Raw genomic sequence first — 8,481 nt, 5'->3', positions numbered from 1 at the left:
CTTCAGTTGTTAGTTTTCCTCGTCCCATGGTTTACCTCCTTATTTGAATTATACACGATTAAGGTAGGGGAAATGTCCAAATCTTGGGGACCGGGTTACCTTCGCCTCTGAGCCCTTTCCCCTTCCCCGCGACAGGCTTCTCGGGTTATGTAAACCGAATTAAGAAATCCTTGAATCGGGCAACTATCGTCGCTCACGTCTGACGGGCGGGCAGGCCCGCAAGGGGTGCGCGAAGATCTACCCCCAACTGAAACACATATCTTCCGTATGAATACCATCTCATGACCCCGCCGACCATTATTTCCTCATACAAAAATCCCCCACATTTTTTCATGTGGGGGATCTTTTATTTGCCGCTGACGGTTACGACCACGAGCCTTACATTGTGCCGTTCGTAACTGCAGGTTACGAGGACCACCAGGTGATCCTCTTCTTTTAATTCATAACCCGTGTCGAACACGGCATCTTGTTTCAGCTTCCGGTAAAATTCCCGTCGCTTCGTGAAATCGCCGTAATCTCTCGGATCGATTAAGGTTTCGCCGTCGATAATGGCGGCGAGCACGGGCTCTCCCCGGTAATGGCCCTCTCGCTCCGAATATTCGAAGGAGGGCACATCGCCGTCTGCTTTGAAGGCGTTCAGAGAGCCGAACATACTGCCGTCTTTCGTCATATGGCCGTAGACCATGACGAAGGGATCGGCGAACCCCGTGTTTCGGTAATCCATAAAAATACTGCCGAACACATTCTCCTCCCCGTCGGCTGCGCGGCGAAGATAAGTTTCATTATCTTCCCCTCGCACCACCGGGTAATCCACCTTTCCGTCGGAGGAGCGAATCCAACCGACGGCATGGGGGAACTGCGATTCCACATGGCGCCACGGATCGGCATCTTTCGAAAAAGATTCCGCCGCGTAGCGATAAAGCGCTTCGGATGCGTCGCCGTCTCGGCGCAAGCGAAGATAGGAAAAAGCGCGGTAGACGAAAAATATCGCCACCAAAAGAATCAATACATTGAGTAGAATTCGTCGCTTTTTCATAAAACCTCGCTTATTTTACTGCATACTTTCTCCGATAAGCCAAGAGCGCAAGGAGCAAACCGCCGCTCGCCAATAAGAGCATGCCTTCATCTGCCACGCCGGTCTTGGGAAGGCCGGGGCGTACAGGTTTGTTGGGCTTGTTCGGGCGATTAGGTTTGTTCGGTTTGTCCGGTGTTCCGGGTTGATCCGGGGTTTCCGGAGTTTCCGGAGGTGTATTGGGTTCTTCCGGCGGAGTCTTAGGCTCTTCCGGAGGATTCTTAGGTTCTTCCGGCGGAGTCTTAGGCTCTTCCGGAGGGGTTTCCGGCGGAGTTTCCGGTTTCTTCGTGTTCTTCGCTTTAAAGACAAAGCCTAATTCGTCGTTTTCGTCGAATTTAAACACCTTGCCGGTGTAACCGTCCATGGCCACTTCTTCCACTTCATAAGTGTAAGAGCGAACTTCGACTGTTACATTGCCATCCTTATCAATCGTCGTAACCTTCTTGAATAAGGGCAAACCGTCCACCTTGCCGACAAACTCATTCTTTTCGTTGAGAACTAATTGTTTGTCCAAGGTTTTTCGTTCGATCACGTTGCCATCTTTGTCTTTTACAATTTGAATAATATTGAATTTAACCTCGGGACGATCGGTTTTAATTTCCGTCGTGCCGTCGGCTTCAAAGAATTCCTTGTAAAGCTTAATGAAACGTTCCTTTTCCAAGTAAACGGTGACCTCATTGGAACCTTCCACCTTATTGGAAGCGGAAAGATCTTTATCCTTATCGATTAGATTATCAAGATTGAAGAAATCCTTAGCTTCGCCCAGTTCATGCTTCTCGCCGTCGATGCCGATATAGACGACCTTGCCGTCTTCAATCTTTGCATCGAGCTCGGGAATCATCATGGGAAGGATGAATTCTTTCGATTGGCCGATGGGATATCCAAATTTATTATCGATGGTAATACCGTCGACATCGGCAAGTTTAGCTTTTCCCTCTTTAATGAGCGCTTCTAACGCAGTCTTCGAGTAAGATTTTTCGCCGATTTTATAAGTGACTCTAAAGCCATCTTTTTCTTCGACAAAATCTCTTAAAACCGGGCGAAGACCTCTCTTGATCATCTTTGAAAAGTCATCGGTTAAGAACCACTTTTGATCGCGATTCGATGAAATATCCGTATCGGTTAGAGATTTTTCCAGCGTGTAATTGATTTTGTAATCGAATTTGTCGCCGAAATGAAGGGTGGTGTTCCCCTTAAACCATTCACCTGCATCGGATTCCGTTACGGGATTTCCCTCTTCGTCATAGATCCTCAAATACTTATTGACCTTGCCTTTATGGCCGTCGGTAATGGTGATCGGATGATCGCTGTAGAAAAATTCTCCGACATTTCCGAAGACGGCACGGTTCGTATACTTTTGACCCTTGTTTTGCTTTGCTTCGCTTTCTTGATATTTCTTCCTGTCCACGAGCAAGTTTTTAAGGCTTAAAGTAAACTGTGTCTTATCACCGTGAGGTGCTTCGAATTCGGGCAACCACGCCAAGATGGCGCGGGTTAATTTGCCTTCTTTCAGCTTGCCTTCCGCTTCAGCTTTTTTAATGGCCGCTTCTAAAACTGTTTTCTTATCTCCATCTAGGGTCTTTACATAGTCATAAATATTTTCTACATAAAGAGGCTTGGCATTCTTTTGGAACTCTTCCAAATCCAGCGTTTTATTGGCGCCGTTTTGCTTCATAGCGTCCTCATCGACCTTTAGGGTCAGTAGGCTGCCGTTTTGCAATTGGAAAATTTCCGGCAAGAAATCGATGATTAAACTATTTTTGTAAACGTAATAACCTTTTTCATTATAATTAGCGTTTACACTCAGTTTCTCAGATTTCTTATCGGTTTCGGAAGTTTCTTTTTCTTCTTTGACCGGCTTCAGCGCTTCATTGGTTACTTTTTGCGTCGTGTTTAGCTTGTCGACTTTGACTGTTACCGTAAAGTCTACGGTAATATCTTTGTCTTTTCCTTCCTTATCTTTTCCATCTTTCGAAAGATCGAGTTCCTTCGTTTTGGATGTTTTATCGAATTTCGGATTTTCCTTTTCCGGTGTGGGAACGGAAGGTTCGTAGACGAGCTTGAAGCCTGCATCGGTAGCGCCGGATGTGCCCTTGCCGTCAGCTCCGTCTTCTTTTTCAACGCCGGCATCTTCCCCTGCTTTTTCAATACAGTGGCCGAGACCGATGCCCGACGGACAAACCTTATTCTTCCAGTGGCTATCTTTTTCGAATAAACCGGGGCCTTGACCTGCCAAAGACAGGCGATAATTCGCAAAGTTTTTGTAGAAAGCGCGGTCATAGCCCTGATTGCTCATATAATAAGCCGCAAGGTCGATGGAAGGATTGGTAAGTTCTTTATAAGCTTGAGACTTCTTGAACTTATCTACATCGATTTTTCCCTTGTATTTCTCGAGGTTTGCATCGATGTTTTTATCAACCGTCGTAATACTTTCGCCGTCGCCGACATGGTAAGGATTAATGGGATTGCCCTTGCTGTCCTTTAAGCTCTTACGGTTTTTACCTTCGCCGGTAGCGAGATCGCCGTAGAAAAGTTCACTGCCTTTTTTAGCAGAATAAGGTAACTTTTTCTTATAGTCTGCCTTTGAATCAAATGTCGCAAGATCTTTTATTTCGATTGTATCCTTATCGATCTTATCTTTGACGCTGTCGAATGCTTGTTTCATCACATCGCGATAAGAAGATTCCTGCTTATTCCAATTCTCTTTAAAGTTGTCATCCTTATCCTTCAGAATCTTTTGAATTTCTTCCTTCACGTACTTATCTTTGTTCGTGAGGATTTGTCCAAATTCATCGGTAAAGGGAATGTCGACCATGGGATTGATCACCGAAGTGATGCCGATGATCTTACGCTTCGACGAATCCGTCGCCCCACCGATAGTGGTGCCCGGTTTCAGTTCAAACTGAATGGCGTTAAAACGCATATCGTCGTGGCGGTAGTCGCCTTTTTTGCTATCGAGATAGGAAAGCTTGAGACGATTTAATTCGCGAATCATGGATTCTTGAATGGTCTTTAGCTGTTTTTGTCCATCCTCGGTGGTGTCATCGACTTTTTTGAGAAGATTGTCGAATTTGATGGAAAGCTTGTTATAGCAGGGAGTACCTCCCTTATAAACTTTCCCAAGCAAAGTATCAAATGAATCCTTTAATGCTTTTTTTGATTCGACACTGAGAAGATCTTCGCCTTCTTTAGTCTTTAGTACTTCATTAATCTGTTCTGCATAAGCTTTTTGTACGGGACTATAGAATTTAAAACTCTTATCTTCAGTATCATTCTTCTTATAGAAGGCATTTAATACCTTGATGTGAATTTGTCCCTTGTCTTTGTCGCGGGTGATTTCGAAATCGACACCGTGTTTCTTTAAGGTCGCCTTTTGATTGTCACCGAGAGCGCCCTTAATCTCATCAGCCGAGATTTCAAATCCGTCGACGGCGACAAAATAGCTTTCGACGTAATTGGGATTGATTCCGAGGCGAATCTTATCCAGTTGATCTAAGAAGAAATACTCATCGGTTCCTGCAAATTCTTTGCCTTTTTCTTCCTTTATTCTTTCCCAGTTTTCTTTCGTATCGTTAATGATCACTTCATCGTAAATCAGGCGATTGTCCATGTTGTGATCTTCTACAATAATCGAAGCGCCGGGATATTCCGGGAAGAGACCGCCGCCCTTATTATTGAACCCGAGGGTCCAACGTAGGGTACGTGGTAAATCTAAAGCATTACCATCGCCGTCGACAATGGAAAGAGTTCTATCTTCGTCTTCTCCTTCAACTTTAAACTCAGCCTTGGGGTCCAGTTTCTTTAACTCTCTTCTTAAAAGATCTAAGAATTTTAGTTCTTTTTCAATCTTTGCTTTTTCTTCATCTGTTTTCGCCTTAGCTTCTTTATCTAAAAGACCGATAATGTATTGGTCTCGTTGACGATCGCTGCCGTCGCGATAGAAGATATTGAAGAAATTATAATCCAGATTTTTCGACAGATCGGCAGGCGCATTCTTAAAGAATAAAGCTTCACCTGTCGGTTTTTCCTTCAGATAGAAGTAACGATTGACTACTTTCGTGGTGTCTTTCGCCGCTTGCTTTCCGTCCTTATCTTTAAAGATGGAAACTTCTTCCGTTTCTCCCTTATCGTTAAGGCGCTCATAACTTGCTTGGAATTCGGCTCTTAAAGTGTAGCCGATGTCCTTGCCCGTTAAGAAGCCCGGGAAGCGCAAGCCGAATTTGGCGTTGTTGACGGCATCGAAAATGCTTTCGATGGAGACGATTCTCTCTTCATCGCCCAGTTTTTGAACGTAGAAGCTCATGTCCTCTTTGGACAAAATGAGATCATCTTTTTTACCGTCGGCCCGAACATAATATTCTTTCGCCTTGTCCCCTTCACCTAAGGTTTTCTTTACATAGTAAGCGTCGCCTACTTTGTAATAATCCTTAGGATCTAAGCTGCCGTTAAGTTTCGTGGCCTCGTCGGGAACGAGAGATTCTCCGTAGCCTAGCTTTGGATCGAGTTTGAGTTCCTTATAGCCTGCGAAGAATTTATCGCCGATCACTTTACCGTCTTTTGCTTCGACGAACTGATCCTTCTCTTTGTCGTAATAATACTTGCCGACGATAGCAGTATAACCATCTTTGTCTTCGACATAATTGTTATTATTGACAAAGATTCGGTCGATAGTTTCGCTAACATTGAATGTAACATTAGGTGTCTTTCCTTTTTTACTAAAGGAGTAGTTCCCTTTATCATTCTTAGTAACGGTAATATCTTCCATTAAGCGGCCGTATTGATCCACCAGGACTTCTCCCGGTCTGAAGGTATAGCCGCTCAGCAGATAGCCTGCTTTGTTAAATACAGCGTTTTCTTTAATCTTATACTCGACGCCGTCGATGGTAACGGTCTTGTTGCCGTTCGCATCGGTTTTGACATCGGCTTCTTCATAAGTTTTACCATGCACTCGTTTCCCGTTCGAATCTACCAGGGCTTTTTCAACCCCTACAAAGTTCTCGTCGGGAACTTGCTTAAAGCGATGGGATGAATCAAAGATCGCGCCGCCGTCTTTTCCGCCGACGATGGTGCCTCCAAAAGAAGTTTTACCATCTTTTTCAATGGTAACCTGTTTTCCTTCAAGGCTCGGGGTTACATTGGTATCCGCCTTGCCATCCTTATTGTTGGCCACATTGCCTTCGTAAACATCTTCTTCCGATGTGTAGGTGAGCAATTTGTCCCCTTGTAAGATATAGGTAGTGCCGTCTTTCGTCAACTTGCCTTTTTCATCAAAGTCGCCGACTTTTACAAAGCTTTCGCCTTCTTTTTTATAAAGGGTCTTGCCGTCCACTTTAAAGTCGTCCTTTTGAAGAACTTCTTTAACTTCGTAAACGTCGCCATTGTCATCGACGTATTTTTTATTGGTTCCGTCGTCGAGAAGAAGGTTTTTAAGTTCATCCTGAGTTAATTCTTTGGGATTTTTCCCTTCAAGATTTTTTTCAAAATTTCTCTTCTCAATCTCGAGAACGTAAGTGCCGTCATCTACTTTGTGATACTTTAAGCCGGATTTATGAATATATTCGGCAAATTTATCGTTGTATTTCGGCAACTTCATGGTGATCTTCACATGAGATAAGGGAAGAGATTCCCCGTTGGAAGAGTTTACGATCACATCGTCGATGTAGCCGTTGCTCTTCTTTAAAAGAGTGAAGATATTGGCTACTTTATCCGTGTCGTCGTTGACATAGCCATCGGTGATGTTGCCGCCGTCGAATTCCTTGGGTTTCGCCGGATCATCGGACCCGATTTCCCCTACTTCCGGATTTTCATCGTATCCTTTTTTCGTAATTAAGAAATTCTTCTTAATCGTTTTATCTCCGGCTTTCATTGTTATGGAAAAGCCTTCGTGTAAATTGCCGTAAAATCCGGGAATTTGGAATTTTAATTGAGCTACGCCGAAATCTTCAGCCGTAGTAAAGGAATAGGATCCATCTTCATTGGCTGTAAGTTCTACTGCATTGCCGTTTAAAAAGACAAGGCTATTTAAATCAGCCTTGGGATTTTCCCCTAAGGGATTGCCCACTTTATTGGGCGTAATGGTAAAGGTAAGTTCTTTCCCATCATTGTTTTTCCCTACCTGGACTAAGAGATCCAGGGGGGTATTATCGGGAACGTAGTAGGTATCGCCTTCCAATTGGCCGCCGACACCGCCGGAAAAATCGAATGGATAGACATTAATTCTCGGGTCTCCATTTTTCTCTCCGAAGGCCGGAGTAATCTTCTTCTTCGGATCCGTAGAGTTGATGCCGTCCAAGACTTGCTTGTTGAGATCGTCGAACTTTTTCTTGAGCTCTTGAAGATCTTTAACGCCGAGGGCTTCCAGCTCTTCCTGGCTTAGTCCGTCTTGATCGGGATCCAGCGCCTTATCCAAGGCATCTTTTACCTTTTTATAATCTTCGTAAAGTTTCTTACCTTCTTCAGAAGAGTTCTTCTCGTCGATATTAATGTAAGGCTTCGTCGCGAGATCTTTTCGGATCGCCTTTTCCTCGTCCGTTAATGCGCGGGGAGGCTCGAAACCGCCTAAAAGTTTGTTCAGTTCGTCGACGTCTTTTTGCGTCAACTTACCGTCGGCGATTTTTTGTTCGATTTCTTTACGCTTTTCCTTGATTTGATTGTATCGTGCAATCTCCTCTTTATCGGTTAAGCGTTGATCCATGTCGTCGGTCAGCTTACCCGAAGCGGACTCCTCAACTTCTTTCAAGTACTTTTCATTGTACTCATTTTGAAGTTTTTTCTTCTTCTCTTTGTCTTTCTCGGCTTTTATCTGTTCGCCGAGTTTTTTAAGATCCTCGGAAGGTTCCACCTGGTTTTTAACCTCGACGGGCTTTTCTTCTTCCGCCGCCGCTTCCGTTTTTTGGTCGGCTTCGGTTGTTTTGCCGGTTTCGGTTGTTTCCGTTTCAGAATTTGCTTCCGTACCGTCGGCCGGTTTTCCATCCGCCGTCACTTCTTTATCGCCTGCATCCTCTTCGGAGTCTGCTTTAGGTGTGTCGGCCGGATTTTTATCCGCCTCGTCCTTAGCGTCCGCTTCCGTTTCGCCTGCTGCATCTTCCATCGATTTGGGGGCGTTTTGTGTCGCCGTCTTCGGTTCGATTGCAAGGTCCTTTTCTTCGGTTGCGAGATCGCCATCTGCGGGAGTCCCGTCTTTTTCTTCTATAGTCGGAGCGGATTCTGTTTCTGCCGCTTCCGTCGGAATCGGATCTTGTTCATCCTTTCCCTCTGTCGTATCGGGAGAAACTGAAGTTTCCACCGCCACCGGGGCGTCGTCGCCTAAATCTTTTTCGTCGGCTGCATAAACTGTGCCGTGTGCGAAAAGTGTCAGCATTAAAAATAGCATGAATAGACGTAATTTCCTGTTCATTTTCTCCCTCCTT

The 8,481-nt window shown here is 44.7% G+C and carries 2 protein-coding genes; both read right to left on the bottom strand.

Annotation, left to right across the window (positions count from 1 at the left end; genetic code table 11):
* Positions 1 to 346: 346 nt before the first annotated feature.
* Positions 347 to 1,036, bottom strand: coding sequence for a class B sortase (locus PEPTYR26121_RS04350; protein WP_180499602.1), 690 nt, complete (start codon positions 1,034 to 1,036; stop codon positions 347 to 349).
* A gap of 10 nt (positions 1,037 to 1,046) precedes the next feature.
* A complete protein-coding gene (locus PEPTYR26121_RS04345; RefSeq protein ID WP_180499600.1) occupies positions 1,047 to 8,468 on the bottom strand; it encodes a hypothetical protein in 7,422 nt (2,473 codons plus the stop codon).
* Between the last annotated feature and the right edge of the window lie 13 nt (positions 8,469 to 8,481).

It is taken from the genome of Aedoeadaptatus nemausensis (assembly GCF_903819165.1).
GTDB lineage: Bacteria > Bacillota > Clostridia > Tissierellales > Peptoniphilaceae > Aedoeadaptatus > Aedoeadaptatus nemausensis.
The sequence above is the reverse complement of the archived record's forward strand: the minus strand, read 5'-3'. Positions and strand labels throughout refer to the sequence as shown.

What these genes read in the sequence shown, in the direction of transcription:
- PEPTYR26121_RS04350 (WP_180499602.1), bottom strand. Translation starts at nt 1,036, where the DNA reads ATGAAAAAGCGACGAATTCTACTCAATGTATTGATTCTTTTGGTGGCG.
- PEPTYR26121_RS04345 (WP_180499600.1), bottom strand. Translation starts at nt 8,468, where the DNA reads ATGAACAGGAAATTACGTCTATTCATGCTATTTTTAATGCTGACACTT.